Here is a 13,674-nt window from a genome sequence, read left to right as displayed (position 1 = left end):
AATGAAAAGTTTAACCAGATTCCAGCTATCAACCATGATGTTCCTCGAATTCTTTATTTGGGGAGGGTGGTTTGTAACTTTAGGTACTTTTTTACCACAAAATTTAGAAGCCACAGGTGCACAAACGGCTATGGCTTTTTCTACTCAATCCTGGGGAGCAATTGTAGCTCCCTTTATTATTGGACTAAGTGCCGACCGTTTTTTTAATGCCGAACGCATCCTTGGGGTACTTCATCTTATTGGTGCCTTATTGCTTTATATGATGTTTCAGGCAGAAGATTTTAGCAATTTTTATCCTTATGTTTTAGGGTATATGATTATTTATATGCCTACCCTGGCTTTAGTAAATTCCATTTCTTTTTATCAAATGTCAGATCCTTCTAAACAATTTTCAAGTATTCGAGTATTTGGAACCATAGGATGGATTATTTCAGGATTAATAATAAGTCTAGTTTTTGCATGGGATTCTGCCGAGGGCCGTGCAGAAGGAATGCTTCGATATACCTTTTTAATGGCTGCTATAGCTTCTGCTATGTTAGGTTTATTCAGTTTTAGTCTACCTAAAACTCCACCGAGTAGCAAAGGAGAAAAAGTTTCAATTTCCGATATTTTAGGACTGGAAGCAATTGGCTTACTTAAAGGCAAAAACTTTCTTATTTTCTTTATTTCCTCTATTCTAATTTCTATTCCACTGGCTTTTTATTACCAAAATGCCAACCCTTTTCTTTCTGAAATTGGAATGGAAGATCCTACAGCAAAAATGTCTATAGGCCAGGTTTCAGAAGCTTTGTTTCTTTTACTTATTCCTTATTTCTTCAAAAAATTCGGTTTTAAGATTACCATCCTGGCAGGAATGTTAGCCTGGACGGTTAGATATTTGCTGTTTGCCTATGGAGATACCGGGGAACTTGCTTTTATGTTAATAATAGGAATTGCACTTCACGGAATTTGCTATGACTTTTTCTTTGTTTCGGGACAAATATATACCGACTCCAAAGCGGGGCCAAAAATTAAAAGTGCCGCTCAGGGCTTAATTACTTTAGCCACCTATGGTGTGGGGATGCTTATTGGTTTCTGGGTAGCCGGGCAGGTTAGCGACATGTATTTGAACGCCGATGGCAGCCATAATTGGGAACAAATTTGGATCTTCCCCGCAGCATTTGCTTTTGTAGTTCTTATATTATTTGCTATTTTCTTTAAAGATGAAAAAATAGCCAAAAAAGATATTGAAATATAACCAATCAAAAAATTACTGAAATATGGGTAAAAAAATAAAATTAGGAGTTTTAGGCGGCGGAGGAGATTCCCTTATAGGAGTTTTACACCGGGTAGCTTCTTCTATGTACGATAAATTTGAATTTGTTGGCGGGGTTTTTAATCCAGCATTAAAAGAAAGTCAGGAGTTTGCTAGAGAACTTGGCATTGGTACCGATAGAGTTTATAAAGATCTGGACCATTTAATTGTAGAGGAAGCCAAACTGCCTGAAGAAGAGCGCATAAAGGCTGTTTCTATTCTTACCCCCAACTTTTTACATTTTCCAATGGCAAAACAGCTGCTGGAAAACGGTTTTCATGTGATCTGTGAAAAGCCAATGACCACCACTTACGAAGAAGCAAAAATACTTGAAGAGACACTTACCAAATCTAAAACGGTTTTTGCGGTAACCTATACCTATACCGGTTACCCAATGATTAGGCAAATGAAAGAAATGATTGCTGCCGGAGAGATTGGAGAAGTTCAAAAAATTGACGTGCAATATTATCAGGGTTGGATTAATTCAATTATACACGATAAAGAAGAAAGAAACAGTATTTGGCGACTTGATCCCGAAAAAGGTGGAATAAGTTGTTGTATTGGTGATATTGGAACCCACGCTTTTGATATGATTGAATATGTAACAGGCCTGGAAGTAAAAGAGCTTTTAGCCGACCTGAACTACGTATATTCCGATAATAAGATGGATGTGGACGGCACTGTGCTTCTTCGTTTTTCAGAATTTGTAAAAGGAGTGCTTAGATCAAGCCAGATCGCTACCGGGGAAGAAAATAACTTTGCGGTAAAGATTTATGGAAAAAAAGCCGGTTTAAAATGGGAACAGGAAAACCCAAATTACCTTTACAAATTAGAAGAAGGGCAACCTATGAAGGTTTTAAAACCGGGGCACGAGTACAATTCTGCCCTATCTTTAGACGGCACCAAACTCCCTCCGGGACATCCAGAAGGTATTTTTGATTCTATGGGGAATATTTATAAAGGAGTTGCTCGCGCCATTAATGGCGAAAAATATCACCCTGCTGAATTTCCTACAATGAAAGACGGCATACGTGGAATGAACTTTATAGAAAAAGTAGTAGAGTCTCACGCTAAAGGAAATGTTTGGATAAAAATAGACGCATAAAAAATTAATGAGATGAAAACAGTAAAAGGACCTGCGGTTTATTTAGCCCAATTTATGGATACAGAAAAGCCTTTCAATAGTTTGGATGGTTTATGCGAATGGGCAGCAGATTTAGGATATAAAGGAATACAAATCCCAACTTGGGAATCAGCTTTGATAGATTTAACCAAAGCGGGGAAAAGCAAAGATTATTGCGACGAGATTAAAGGAAAAGTAGAATCTTACGGACTGGAAATCACAGAGCTTTGTACCCATTTACAGGGACAGCTCGTGGCAGTCCATTCTGCGTACGATACTATGTTTGATAATTTTGCTCCAAAAGAAGTTAAAGGCAATCCAAAGGCCAGAACCGAATGGGCCGTAGAACAAATGAAAAGTGCAGCCCGCGCAAGCCGTAATTTTGGTCTTGATGTGCACGGTACATTTAGCGGGTCTTTGCTTTGGCATACCGCTCATCCCTGGCCGCAAAGACCGGAAGGTTTGGTAGAAATGGGATTCAAGGAACTTGCAAAACGCTGGCTACCTATTTTAAATGAATTTGATGAACAAAACGTAGATGTTTGTTATGAAGTTCACCCGGGAGAAGACCTTCACGACGGAGTTACTTTTGAACGCTTTCTTGAAGCAACCAATAATCACAAGCGGGTTAATTTATTGTATGATCCTAGCCATTTTGTGCTGCAGCAATTAGATTATATTTCATACATAGATCATTACCACGAATTTATTAAAATGTTCCACGTAAAAGATGCTGAATTCAACCCTACCGGGAAAAAAGGTTCTTTTGGTGGTTACGGTGATTGGATAGATAGAGCGGGAAGATATAGACATCCCGGAGATGGCCAGGTAGATTTTAAAACTATTTTTTCTAAATTAACCGAATATGGTTGTGATGTTTGGGCAGTTCTTGAATGGGAATGCTGCATTAAATCGCCAGACCAGGGCGCTCGTGAGGGAGCTCCTTTTATTCAAAGTCATATTATTGAAGCTACTCAAAAGAAATTTGATGATTTTGCAGGAAGTGAAATTGACGAGAAGAAATTAAAACGAATCTTAGGAATCAACTAATTATATAAAATGAAAAAAATAAGTTTAATTCTAGTAACGGCTACAATTATGGCCACCGCCTGTAAATCTGATAATAAATCAGACAGAGAAAACCAGGAAGCAAAAGAGGCCTATGAATCTGATGCAGCGAACGATACTACGGCAATGGCTAATAATGAGGAAAATTACACCAACTTGTTCAACGGGCAAAACCTTGAGGGCTGGAAAGCCTTTAACGCCGATTCCATTTCAAACCAGTGGCAGGTAAAAGATGGCGTGCTTGCTTTTACCCCTGCTGAAGGAGAACGTGAAGGTACTGAGAATCTTATTTCAGAAAAAACCTATACTAATTTTGAACTTTCTCTTGAATGGAAAATTTCAGAAGGAGGAAATAGCGGAATTATGTGGGGCGTTCAGGAAAGTGAAGAATTTTCTGAACCATATTTAACAGGTCCCGAAATTCAGTTATTGGATAATAAACTGCATCCAGATGCAAAAAATGGTGAGGTTAGACAAGCCGGTGCCCTTTACGATATGATGCCGCCAAGTGAAGATAAAACCAAAAATGCGGGAGAATGGAACAAAACCGTAATTAGAATTAACCATAAAACCAATAAAGGTTCGGTACGTTTAAATGGAACTTTAATAAACGAGTTCCCGGTACATGGGGAAGAATGGAGCAAATTGGTAGAAAACTCAAAGTTTAAAGACTGGGAAGATTTCGGTAAAAATCGGGAAGGCCACATTGCTTTACAAGATCATAGCGATAAAGTTTGGTTTAGAAATATTAAAATAAGGGAACTGGAATAAGCAGAAACCTTCTTGTTATTAAAAGCTGATTGAAATTCAAAAAATCCATTTTTTTGATAATTCAATCAGCTTTTTTGTTTTAGCCATTGCAAACAATTTGTACCTTGAATAAAAACTTATAGATGAAAACGGAAAAAGTAAACTTTAAGAATAAAAATGGAGACGATTTATCTGGATATTTAGAGCTTCCATTTAACCAGGATCCTCATAATTTTGTGCTCTTCGCCCATTGTTTTACCTGTAATAAGAACTTTTTTGCTGCTAAAAATATCAGTAGAACGTTGGCCCAAAACGGCTATGGAGTATTACGTTTCGATTTTACAGGACTGGGAGAAAGCGAAGGAGAATTTTCAGAAAGTAATTTTTCAGGAAATATTCAGGATCTTCTGGCTGCTGCAACTTATTTAGAGGAAGAATTTACAGCACCCAGCCTTTTAATTGGACATTCGTTAGGTGGTGCAGCAGTTTTATTCGCTGCAAAAGAATTAAAATCGGTTAAAGCGGTAACCACTATAGCAGCGCCTTCAACTACTGCTCATGTTCAGCATTTAATACAAAATAATGTTGAGGAAATTGAGAAAAACGGTGAGGCACAGGTAAATATTGGCGGTAGACCTTTTAAAATAAAGAAGCAATTTCTTGAAGATATTGATAAACACGAATTAAAATCTTACCTGGGTGAGCTTAAAAAGTCACTGTTAATAATGCACTCGCCACAGGACAAAATTGTAAGTATTAAAAATGCCGAAGAACTTTATATTGCTGCCCGGCATCCTAAAAGTTTTATTTCCCTGGACGGTTCGCAACATTTGCTTGCCAATAAAGAAGATGCCTCTTATGCCGGAAATGTTATTGCTTCCTGGGCTTCAAGATATTTAGACATTCCTAAGAAAGAAGTACCAGAATCGGAAGCTGATGTGGTAGCAGGCTTAGAAGCAGAAGATGGGTTTACCACCCAAATGAAGGCCGGGAACCATACTTTCCTGGCAGACGAACCTATAAAAGCCGGCGGTAAAGATTACGGCCCTACTCCATATCAGTTCTTATCTTCTGGCCTGGCTTCCTGTACTTCTATGACGCTTCAAATGTATGCTAAACGAAAAGACTGGCCTTTAAAAGACGTTGAAACCCACGTTCATTATTCCCGCGAACATAGTACAGATTGCAAAAACTGCGAAGAGAAAACTTCAAAAATAGATACTTTTAGAAGGGAAATTAAGCTCGTTGGGGATTTAGATGAAAAGCAAAAACAAAGACTTTTGGAAATTGCCGATCGTTGCCCGGTACACAGAAGTTTAACTTCTGAAACAAATATTACTACCAAACTAATTTAGAATGCTGAAAAACTGAGTTTGTTAACCTATCCTTAAATCTTTGGTCAGGCCTTGGGATAGGCTTAATTTAGTAATGTTTAATCTAAAAACCAATCAATAGATTATGAAAAGAATAAGTTTATCATTAGTATTTTGCGCCTCTTTATTTATAATTGGCTGTAAAAACGACAAAAAAGACAATGACGCTGAAAACGCTGCCGAAACAGAAATGAATTCTGAAATGGAAGCACAGCAAGACGAGGAAGAAGTTAAAGAAATAACTGTACCTCTAGAGCCTAAAAGCGGAAGCAACTTAGGTGGTGAAGTAACTTTTACCCAGGAAAATGGAGAAGTTACTATGGAAGCTACCATCACAGGTTTAGCCGAGGGTCAACACGCGATCCATATTCACCAGAAAGCAGACTGCTCTGCTGAAGATGGAACTTCTGCCGGGGGCCACTGGAACCCAACCAACGAAAAACATGGTAAGTGGGGTGATGCTGAAGGCTACCACAAAGGCGATATAGGCAACTTTGAAGTTGATGCCAATGGAGAAGGTACTGTGAGCATGACTACAGATGAATGGTGTATAGATTGTGACGATGAAAACAAGAATATTGTTGGAAAAGCAATAATAGTTCACGACGGAGTTGATGATTTCACCTCTCAACCTTCTGGAGCTGCAGGCACCAGAGTTGGATGTGGAGTAATAAAAATGTAAATCTTTTCACATAAGAATTAATAAAAAGCGGCAATTTGCCGCTTTTTATTTTTTTACACGGGAGTTTATCATATTTTTACCCGGCAAGTCATTATATATTTATGCAACAAGACGCTTTAATTTTAGAACTTCAAAAGGGTAACGAACGTGCCTTTGAGCGTATTTACCATTTATATTCTGAAAGTACTTATGGAATTATTTTTACCATAATTAGAGACGAAAAAGTTGCTGAAGAAGTATTGCAGGACGTGTTTTTAAAAATCTGGGACAAAGCACCCAGTTATAATTCAGATAAAGGTCGTTTTTTCACGTGGATTCTTAATATTGCCCGAAATGCTTCTATAGATAAAATACGATCTAAAGATTTTAAAAACGACCAACAAAACCTTAAGACCGATAACTTTGTAGATATATTAGAGGCTAAAACTAATTTCTCTGAAGCTGTAGATTCTATAGGTCTTAAAAAGTACATAGACGCTTTAAAACCGGTTTGTAAAAAATTGATTGATTACTTATTTTTTAAAGGCTATACTCAAAAAGAAACTTCAGAAGAATTAGATATACCACTGGGAACGGTGAAAACCAGAAACCGTGTTTGTATAGATAAATTAAGAGCAATGGTAATTAAGTAATGGATATCCAAAAGTACATATCGTCTGGAATTCTTGAACTATATGTTTATGGAGCACTTTCTGAAAAAGAAAGTAGAGAGGTTAGTCATGTGCTAAAAGAATATCCTGAAGTTAAAGCCGAAGTTGAAGAAATTGAAAAAGCATTACTTACACTTTCGGCTGCTACGGCTCCAAATAATGCCGAACATTTGATTTCTTCAATAAAAGAGAAGTTAAGCAAATCACCAACGGGAACCGCTCCGGTAGCGACTCCTGTTAGAAGCATAAACTGGATTACTTACTCAGGTTGGGCAGCAAGTTTATTATTGCTTATTGGCCTTTTCGTTTTCTTTAACCGAACCAGCGAATTAAGAGAAGAATTGCAAGCTGCCAATGCCAGAAATGTTCAAATGGAAGAACAAATCGCTAACGCACGTGAGGATGCTGAAAAAGCAGAAGAATTACTTGCGGTTATAAGAGACAGAAACGTACAGCGAATCCCGCTAAAAGGTCAGCAGGTAGCTCCTGAAGCCTTTGCTTCCGTTTATTGGAATACACAAGAAAACACCGCTTATATAGATGCAAAAGAGCTACCTGAACCTCCCAGAGGAAAAGTTTACCAGGTTTGGTCACTTACCATGCAACCTCTTACTCCTACCAGTTTAGGTTTACTGGCAAATTTTGAAGCCGATGATAATAAAGTTTTCAGTCTGGAAAACCCAAACCAGTCTGAAGCTTTTGGAATTACCCTGGAGCCTGAGGGTGGTAGTGAAACTCCAACAATGGATCAGTTATACGTTTTAGGAACTGTAGCTGCACCTTAATTTTAAAACAAAACATTTTAGTTGAATCTCCATCATTAAAAAATGAAGGTTCGCCATATCTTATACAGCAAACCTTCATATAACCAACCAAAAAAAATAGAAATAGAAAACCGGAAGAAAACAAAGTTGTTTAAAATCCAGTCTTCATTAATATTTACGAAGAAATAAGTCGTAAGGTTTTAAAATATTCTACTTTAACAGTTTAAGGTTAAGAAATCCAATTTTTAAAGTCTTTAACCCGCTCCCGACTTACAATTAATTGAAACGCTGAAAAAGCATTCAACTTAACTTCTAAACGGCTGTTGGTGTAGCTAATAATATCTTCTATGCAATCAATATTCACAATAGATTTACGATTAATTCTGAAGAATTTTTCAGGATCCAGGTCGTTTTCCAGGTTTTCAAGCGAAATATCTACAGGATAATTTCTACCGGAAGTGGTTGTGAGGTAAGACGCTTTATTTTCAGAATAAAAACAACAAATTTCGCTGGTTGAAATAATTTTTAGATGCTGCCCAACCTGAATGGTAAAACGGGTTTTATAATCTGGTTTGCCACCGGTTTCAAGAATTCTTCTAAAAGCATTAAAATCAATTTGGGAATTATTCTTCTGGTAATTTTCCCTGAACTTGTTCACGGCATTTTCCAATTCTTCTTCATCTATGGGCTTCAGCAAATAATCTACACTATTTAGTTTAAAAGCTTTTAGCGCATATTCATCGTAAGCAGTGGTAAAAATCACAGCACTATTGATTTTTACCTTGTCAAATATTTCAAAGGAGATGCCATCACTAAGTTGAATATCAAGAAAAACGAGATCGGGTTCAGGATCTTTATTAAACCACTCAATTCCTTCTTTTACCGAGTGTAACATAGTATTTACTTCCAAATCCAGCTTTTTCAGCATTCTTTGTAAGCGGCGTGCGGCAGGTTTTTCGTCTTCAACAATTACTATTTCCATTACTCCAAACGTTGTTTTTCTTCCTTCTCCATATATTCCCTAATTTTTCGTTCTTCCCAGCGTTTATCAAACATAGGGTTTAATCTAAAGGCTTTTAGAGCATCGAAGGCTAAACCAATTCCCCAACCGCCTACAACCCATAAAAACCAGGGATATTCCCATTGATTTGTATAGTAATTGATTCCGGCTAAAAATAAATTCACTAAAATATAGGAGAATAAATGATTGTAGAACTCCCGTAATTCTTTAACCCGTTCCCGGGCTTTTAAATATTTATCTTCTGAAGTTTCCATAATTAGTTGATTTTATCTTTTTGCAATAATTCTTTAATTTTTCGCTCTTCCCAATTTTTTCCAAGTAAAAGATTATAATTAAAAACCGATAAGCCGTGAAAAAACACTCCTATGCCCCAACCTATTGCCGGAAAAATAGCCCATATAAATCCGCTGTAGGTGAGGTAATTGAATAATCCCAGTACAGGAATTACAATTAAATAAGATGTTAAATTTGCATAGAATTCGCGCTCTACTTTTACTTGCTTCTTTGCCCGTAAATAAGCGTCCTGCTCGGCAAACACCGGTGGTTTTTCTTCCATTTTTACAATTTTGGTTAACAGCGGTAATTTTACGCTGAAAATGTTATTTGAATTGTCTATTTGCACTTTCCTATCGGTTAGCAAATGATAGCGCTGTTTAATATTTGAAAGTCCTACTCCACTACCCCGCTTGAGAATTGCTTTGGGCTGAAGATTATTTTTCACCACCAGATTTCTATCTTCTTCTACAATGCTAATCTCTAATGGATTTTCAGAATTTACAGTGTTGTGTTTTATAGTATTTTCTAAAAGTAATTGCAGTGAAAGCGGGACAACTTTTGCTTCGGGATTTTTTAAATTTGAAGGAAAATTAAAAACAATAGCATCTTCAAAACGCATTTTAAGTAATTCCATATAGGTTTTGGCGAATTTTAATTCTTCTTCAAGATCAACCAATTCCTTATTTTTTTGCTCAAGAACGTAACGATAAACCTTTGAAAGCGCACTGGTAAACTTTTGTGCCTGCTCGGGGTTTTCATCAATTAAAGCACTTAAAACATTTAAACTATTAAATAAAAAATGCGGATCTAATTGATTTTTAAGCGCATCAAATTTAGCCGAAGCCGTACCGGCGATTATCTTTTGCTCCTTTACCTTCTTTTCTTGTAAAGCTTTGTAGAAATAAATAAGATGGAAAAACAGGGAAATAATAGTAGTGAAAAGCAAAGGAAAAAGATAAAAAGACATTCTTTCGTTGCTCAAAAATTCCTGAAATGGGACTCCATCATAAACTACGTGATGCAATAAGCGACAAAAAAAGAAACCTATTAAGGTTAGAACCACAGAGCCAAAAGAGCCTAAAAGTACTTTTTTTAAGGTTGCATTCTCCCAGCTAATTTTCGCTCCAAACCACCAGAAATAACTCGCATTTATAAAGGTGAGGATAAAACTGTAAGAAAAATATAGCAGCCAGGTTTCTAACTCCAGGAAAATTTCAAGATTAAATTCACTAAAAAGTAATTCAAGAAAAACCACCAGGGCGGTTATCACCAAACTAATCTTTAATATTTTCAGAAAAAATTTCATCAATTTTTATTTACAGGAGCTAAGATGCGAGAAAGTCAATTTCTTTACTAATTAAAATTTCTGAATTGTAGAAAACTTAAGCTGAACCGTAATTATTCTTTAGAACCGATTTAAACTATAAAGAAATTACCTGATTATATTTTCTTTAACTTATAAATCAATAATTTCGATGCAAAACCCATACTAAATTATGAATATTTTTGAAGCATTACGCCAGGAACACGAAATACAACGCGATCTCGTAGCTAAATTGGTAGAAACCCACGGTGATACCGAAGAAAGAAAAAAGATTTTTGAGCAGTTAAAACACGAATTAAAAATTCACGCCGATGCAGAAGAAAGGCATTTTTATATTCCGTTGATAAAGAAAGATCTTACACAGGAAAAAGCCAGGCATAGTGTGGCCGAGCATCACGAAATGGATGAACTAATAGAAGAATTGGAAGATACTGAAATGGACGCTTCTAACTGGCTAAAAATCGCTAAAGAACTAGAACATAAGGTAACTCACCATCTTGATGAAGAAGAACAGGAAGTTTTTCAAATGGCCGGAAAAGCCTTAACCGAAAAACAAAAAACCAGCCTTGCAGAAGATTATAACAAAGAGATAAAGAAAATGAGATAATTGTAATTTTAAAAATGCAGTTAAGCGAAAAACTCTTAACTGCATTTTTAATTTTTATATCTCTTCTTTATCAACTTTCATTTGCTTTTCGTAACCTTTAAATGGCCTGATAATTAGCCTGGCGGCTTTATCATAATTCCAATAGTTATACAGCCAGTTAAAGAAAGTTACCAGCCGGTTCCTAAAGCCAATTAGAAACCAAAGGTGTACAAACATCCAGATAAACCATGCGAAAAATCCGCCGAAAGAGCCCTGTTCTAAATCTACTACCGCACGGTTTCTACCCACAGTGGCCATAGTTCCTTTATCTTTATATTTAAATGCTTCCAGTTGTTTCCCTTCCAGGATATTCATAATATTTCTGGCCAAATGTTTCCCCTGTTGAATAGCCGGTTGAGCAACCATGGGATGCCCTTTTGGATAGGCTTCAGTTTGCATTAGCGCAATATCTCCAATTGCAAAAATATTCTCATAACCTTTAATCTGGTTAAAAGCATTCACTTCATATCTATTGGCTTTTTCTACCATGGCTTCGGCCTTTAAACCTTTAACCGGTGCACCGGTTACTCCCGCGGCCCAGATAAAAGTCTCGGTTTTTAGGGCGAGGTCTGTGTTGGTGGTCACTAAATGCCCATCATATTCCTCTACCATAGTATTTAAATGAACCTTAACACCTAACTCTTCCAAAAAAGCATGAGCTTTTTTAGAAGCTTTTTCGCTCATAGGTGGTAAAACCCTATCTAATCCCTCCAGCAAATGAATATTCATCTCGTTAGGGTTTATATCGGGATAATCGTTGGGTACAATATGATTTTTTAATTCTGCAATGGCGCCACTAAGCTCTACGCCGGTTGGCCCCGCACCTACTAAAACAAAGTTAAGTAGTGCTTTTCGTTTTTCAGGATCATCAGTAATTACGGCCTGTTCTAAATTTTCCAGAATTAAACTTCGAATATTCAATGCCTGCGGAACGGTTTTCATCCACATTCCATTCTTCTCAATACTTTTATTTCCGAAGAAATTAGTCTTAGATCCGGTAGCGATTACCAGGTAATCATAAATTAAATCGCCAATAGAAGTTTCAATATAACTTTTTTCGGTATTTATAGATTTCACCTCAGCCATTCTAAAAAGGCATTTTTTACTATTACGTGTAATTTTACGCATAGGATATGCAATAGAATCTGGCTCTAAACCAGAGGTAGAAACCTGGTATAATAGTGGCTGGAAAGTATGATAGTTATGACGGTCTAAAATAACGGTTTGAACGTCTTCGCCAATTAATTTTCTTACCATTGCCATTCCAGCAAAACCGCCACCAATAATAACGACTCTAGGTAAATTTGTTCTTGGAATATTCATAAAGGTTGGTTTTACTCGATAATCGAGATTTAGATCGCTCCCTTTTTATGGAAGTTATGCACTCAAATTTAAGTTTTCTCCCGCTTTGGCTGAAAAAATAAGCCTGCATTAACTATACTTTATACTTTTTTGTAACATTACAGCCTGTTATACTACATATAAGAGCTAACCAATTATTGTGGATAAAGAATTAGAACATCAGTTTGTAAAAAACCTGGAGAAACACCAGAATATAGCGCATAAAATATGTCGTATTTATACTAATGATCAGGATTCCCACAACGACCTATTTCAGGAAATTACTATTCAGCTGTGGAAAGCTTACCCCAAGTTTAGGGGAGAAGCAAAATTTAGTACATGGATGTACAGGGTTGCCTTAAATACTGCCATCACCTTATACCGAAAGAAAAAAAGAAGTATAAAAACGCAGGATTTTGATACTGTAGATTTTAAAATTAAAGCCGAAGAATATGATGATGAGACCGAGCAACAATTAAAGGTAATGTACTCGGCAATTCAGGAATTAAACGATATTGAAAAAGCACTCGTTTTTTTATATCTCGAAGATAAAAATTATAGAGATATTTCTGAAACCCTGGGTATTACTGAAGTAAATGCAAGAGTGAAGATGAACAGGGTAAAAACTAAGTTAAAAAACATTTTAAATCCGTAGAGAATAATGGATGGACTGGATTTATTAAAAAAAGATTGGAAAAAACGGGAAGGTAATATTCCCCAACTTTCCTACGATGAAATCTATAAGATGCTGTTGAAGCGCTCATCTTCAATTGTAAAATGGATTTTTGTAATTAGTATTCTTGAATTTCTATTCTGGGCACTTATTACTATTTTCTGGGCAGATCACGAATACTGGGCCGAAATGGAACGTATTCATTTAAAAGAATTTACCGTAGTAACGTATGTTATTAATTATGGAATAACCTTTTTCTTTATCTATTGTTTTTACAAGAACTACCGAAGAATATCTTCTACAGATAGTGTAGCGAAATTGATTAAAAATATTCTACGAACAAGAAAAACTGTAAAATACTATATAGGTTATATTTTAATTTCCACTGCGCTAATTACCCTTATTTATACTTACTTTTTTATGAATTATCACGCCACTAATACCGTGGTTGAAGATGTTGAAAAATATAGTTTTACTCCGCTACAATGGCTAATGTTTGCTGGAATAATGTTAGGTGGACTGGCAGTTTTCCTGGGAATTATATGGTTATTCTACCGGGTGATCTACGGAATTCTACTAAGACGTTTGAATAAAAATTACAAAGAATTAAAGAAATTGGAGGTATAGATAATAATTTACAGTTGCAATATTCTTTAAAGCGTACTCCTCATCGTAAAAGAGCCTCTCCA

At 36.3% G+C, this 13,674-nt stretch carries 15 protein-coding genes; 11 read left to right on the top strand and 4 right to left on the bottom strand.

Going from position 1 to position 13,674, the window contains the following annotated elements; translation table 11 throughout:
- The first annotated feature begins 1 nt into the window (after position 1).
- The 8 genes from B4F31_RS02475 (at position 2) to B4F31_RS02440 (ending at position 7,725) form a co-directional block, all read left to right on the top strand.
- The gene (locus tag B4F31_RS02475) at positions 2-1,237 is read left to right on the top strand and encodes a nucleoside permease (protein ID WP_286760528.1); all 1,236 of its coding nucleotides are present in this window, start codon (positions 2-4) and stop codon (positions 1,235-1,237) included.
- Positions 1,238-1,259: 22 nt separating this feature from the next.
- Positions 1,260-2,399 carry a Gfo/Idh/MocA family protein gene (locus B4F31_RS02470; protein ID WP_093304874.1) on the top strand — a complete coding sequence of 380 codons (1,140 nt, stop codon included), beginning with the start codon at positions 1,260-1,262 and terminating at the stop codon, positions 2,397-2,399.
- Positions 2,400-2,411: 12 nt separating this feature from the next.
- Complete coding sequence (locus B4F31_RS02465) at positions 2,412-3,467, top strand: sugar phosphate isomerase/epimerase family protein (RefSeq protein WP_093304876.1); 1,056 nt, start codon at positions 2,412-2,414, stop codon at positions 3,465-3,467.
- Positions 3,468-3,476: 9 nt separating this feature from the next.
- Positions 3,477-4,256 carry a 3-keto-disaccharide hydrolase gene (locus B4F31_RS02460; RefSeq protein WP_093304879.1) on the top strand — a complete coding sequence of 260 codons (780 nt, stop codon included), beginning with the start codon at positions 3,477-3,479 and terminating at the stop codon, positions 4,254-4,256.
- A 122-nt stretch (positions 4,257-4,378) separates the two neighbouring features.
- On the top strand, positions 4,379-5,590 hold the full coding sequence (locus tag B4F31_RS02455; protein WP_286760527.1) for a bifunctional alpha/beta hydrolase/OsmC family protein: 1,212 nt from the start codon (positions 4,379-4,381) through the stop codon (positions 5,588-5,590).
- A gap of 103 nt (positions 5,591-5,693) precedes the next feature.
- Positions 5,694-6,290 (top strand): superoxide dismutase family protein, encoded by a 597-nt coding sequence (locus tag B4F31_RS02450; protein WP_075327283.1) that lies wholly within the window; start codon positions 5,694-5,696, stop codon positions 6,288-6,290.
- A gap of 101 nt (positions 6,291-6,391) precedes the next feature.
- Positions 6,392-6,922 (top strand): RNA polymerase sigma factor, encoded by a 531-nt coding sequence (locus B4F31_RS02445; RefSeq protein ID WP_093304885.1) that lies wholly within the window; start codon positions 6,392-6,394, stop codon positions 6,920-6,922.
- Positions 6,922-7,725, top strand: coding sequence for an anti-sigma factor (locus B4F31_RS02440; RefSeq protein ID WP_286760526.1), 804 nt, complete (start codon positions 6,922-6,924; stop codon positions 7,723-7,725). Before B4F31_RS02445 ends, B4F31_RS02440 begins: the two co-directional genes overlap by 1 nt.
- A 208-nt stretch (positions 7,726-7,933) precedes the next feature.
- Here B4F31_RS02440 and B4F31_RS02435 read toward each other — a convergent pair whose 3' ends face one another.
- The 3 genes from B4F31_RS02435 to B4F31_RS02425 are packed head-to-tail and all read right to left on the bottom strand — an operon-like array spanning position 7,934 to position 10,307.
- Positions 7,934-8,686 (bottom strand): LytR/AlgR family response regulator transcription factor, encoded by a 753-nt coding sequence (locus B4F31_RS02435; RefSeq protein ID WP_286760525.1) that lies wholly within the window; start codon positions 8,684-8,686, stop codon positions 7,934-7,936.
- Positions 8,686-8,979, bottom strand: a complete 294-nt coding sequence (locus B4F31_RS02430) for a 2TM domain-containing protein (RefSeq protein WP_286760524.1) — start codon at positions 8,977-8,979, stop codon at positions 8,686-8,688. Before B4F31_RS02430 ends, B4F31_RS02435 begins: the two co-directional genes overlap by 1 nt.
- A gap of 2 nt (positions 8,980-8,981) precedes the next feature.
- On the bottom strand, positions 8,982-10,307 hold the full coding sequence (locus tag B4F31_RS02425) for a histidine kinase (protein WP_286760523.1): 1,326 nt from the start codon (positions 10,305-10,307) through the stop codon (positions 8,982-8,984).
- A gap of 190 nt (positions 10,308-10,497) precedes the next feature.
- Between B4F31_RS02425 and B4F31_RS02420 the strand changes: the two genes are divergently transcribed.
- Positions 10,498-10,932 (top strand): hemerythrin domain-containing protein, encoded by a 435-nt coding sequence (locus B4F31_RS02420; protein ID WP_075327289.1) that lies wholly within the window; start codon positions 10,498-10,500, stop codon positions 10,930-10,932.
- A 54-nt stretch (positions 10,933-10,986) separates the two neighbouring features.
- On the opposite strand, the gene B4F31_RS02415 is transcribed toward B4F31_RS02420, so the two are convergent.
- Complete coding sequence (locus B4F31_RS02415) at positions 10,987-12,294, bottom strand: NAD(P)/FAD-dependent oxidoreductase (RefSeq protein WP_093304893.1); 1,308 nt, start codon at positions 12,292-12,294, stop codon at positions 10,987-10,989.
- A 178-nt stretch (positions 12,295-12,472) separates the two neighbouring features.
- On the opposite strand from B4F31_RS02415, the gene B4F31_RS02410 reads away from it, so the two are divergent.
- Both B4F31_RS02410 and B4F31_RS02405 read left to right on the top strand, forming a co-directional pair.
- Positions 12,473-12,967 carry an RNA polymerase sigma factor gene (locus B4F31_RS02410; RefSeq protein ID WP_075327291.1) on the top strand — a complete coding sequence of 165 codons (495 nt, stop codon included), beginning with the start codon at positions 12,473-12,475 and terminating at the stop codon, positions 12,965-12,967.
- Positions 12,968-12,973: 6 nt separating this feature from the next.
- Positions 12,974-13,612 carry a hypothetical protein gene (locus B4F31_RS02405; RefSeq protein ID WP_093304895.1) on the top strand — a complete coding sequence of 213 codons (639 nt, stop codon included), beginning with the start codon at positions 12,974-12,976 and terminating at the stop codon, positions 13,610-13,612.
- The last annotated feature ends 62 nt before the right edge of the window (positions 13,613-13,674 follow it).

It is taken from the genome of Salegentibacter sp. UBA1130 (assembly GCF_002311535.1).
GTDB lineage: Bacteria > Bacteroidota > Bacteroidia > Flavobacteriales > Flavobacteriaceae > Salegentibacter > Salegentibacter agarivorans.
Note: the sequence above shows the minus strand (reverse complement) of the source record. Positions and strands in the feature narration are given on the sequence as shown.